Genomic DNA, 1,592 nt, shown 5'->3' on the forward strand with positions numbered 1-1,592 from the left:
AATGGATTCGAATGGATATAAATGAGCACAAATGAGAACCAAAACAAAATAGAGTCATGCACGTGTCCCCCGCCGGCGGGGGTGGATTCGACGACAGGAGGAAGGAGAAGACGGGGGTGGGATGTTCGCTTCAGTTCGGTTCCCTTCGACTGCGCTCAGGGCAGGCCGCTCACTGACCACGCTCACTTTTTTAACCACTGCGGCACGACGAGTGATGATCGTTCAAGCATACGGATTGTCTTCGAAAACAAGATCAGCTAAAAGCTATCGACAACCGACCATCTACTATCGACCATCGACCAAAAGCTAATACTCACTCAACCGATCAACCTTCTCCTGCCAAAACAGCGAACGGTCTTTGAGGTCAAGCCCTTGCAAACTCTCCTCTTCATCGCCGAGCACTTTGTCGTAAAGACCGTAAGTTGAAAAAGTTTTAAATATAAATGGCAAAAGATCTACCAAAACAAAAAGGACGATGATAAACCACTGTGTCAATCGCACGATGGGATTGGATGCCTTGAGTTGCTCCAGCGCCATCTCTTGGTGGAGGTAGTCGGTAGAAAGCGAGAAGGCAGCCATACTGCTGTCTTTCCGGGTGGATAATTCTGCCTTCGCCAGACCGAGGCTTCTCTTCTCTCCCATCTGTTCGCGCTTTAAGGCTTGAAGCTCGTTTTCCAATGTCGCCAATTGGCGTATCTTATTCTCAGCCGACGGCCCTTTTCCTCTGAGTCCCGTCGTTTCGAGTTCACCATTGGCATTACGTATCACTTCACCGTCTATTTCCTTAGCCACGATATCGGCTTGTCGATTCCGCTCAGCTTGTTTCTCCAAGTAAAGGCTATCCATGGCAAAAATCCGACCGTCTAGGTTCTGAATCTCTCGGTCAAAACGTTGAGCAATCGCTGCCTGCTCAGATTGGAGGTTTTGCTCCATTTGATCAGCTACACTGCCATTGAAGTACATCATGACCAATGGATGAGAAATGACAATTCCCAAAATCAAGGCAAAGGCGAATCGCAAGTAGAAAGCAGGTCGGTTGAGCTCGGCTGCATCGCTGGTCTTGCGGCGGTGGGTAGAAACGATAAACCGATCAAAAGCAAAGATGATCAAGCTCCAAACGAATCCTCCTAAGATGGCGAGCCACAACTTGTCTTGAAGACCTTCCAGGGTGCTAAGTGCGTAAGACATGGAGACCAAAGCCAGGACGGCAGGCACCAGCACCAAACTACCGAAACCCATGTGTTTGATCTGTTCAGCTCTTCGGCACTGTTTCAATAAATCGATATCGCTTCCAGAGCAGAAAAGGAAAAAGCGCTCCATCGCAGTAAATTCTTGTCGTGTTTGATGCATGCCTAAATGTTTGTTTAAAGATGCCTGTCGCAACTTCTGTAAGCAAGTAAAACTTGATGAGCGGAAGTATTATTGTAGGGATGTTCTTGAAAGAGATAGCTTTAACATTGGTTAACCACTGTGGCATGGATTAGGTTGGGAGGAGTGGTTCGCTTCAGTTCGGCTGCGCTCACTGACCACGCTCACTTTTTGTCCACGGAACTGCACCAATGGGCACGAATGGATTCGAATGGATATAAATG

1 protein-coding gene is annotated in these 1,592 nt (G+C 47.9%); it reads right to left on the reverse strand.

What is annotated here, in order from left to right:
* Nucleotides 1-306: 306 nt before the first annotated feature.
* A complete protein-coding gene (locus tag O3Q51_18350) occupies nucleotides 307-1,350 on the reverse strand; it encodes a DUF4407 domain-containing protein (GenBank protein MCZ4410784.1) in 1,044 nt (347 codons plus the stop codon).
* Between the last annotated feature and the right edge of the window lie 242 nt (nucleotides 1,351-1,592).

Source organism: Cryomorphaceae bacterium 1068 (assembly GCA_027214385.1).
Classification (GTDB): Bacteria; Bacteroidota; Bacteroidia; order Flavobacteriales_D; family Cryomorphaceae; genus JAKVAV01.

Excerpts from the sequence above, each read along its gene's own strand:
- O3Q51_18350 (MCZ4410784.1), bottom strand. The coding sequence starts at position 1,350 with ATGCATCAAACACGACAAGAATTTACTGCGATGGAGCGCTTTTTCCTT.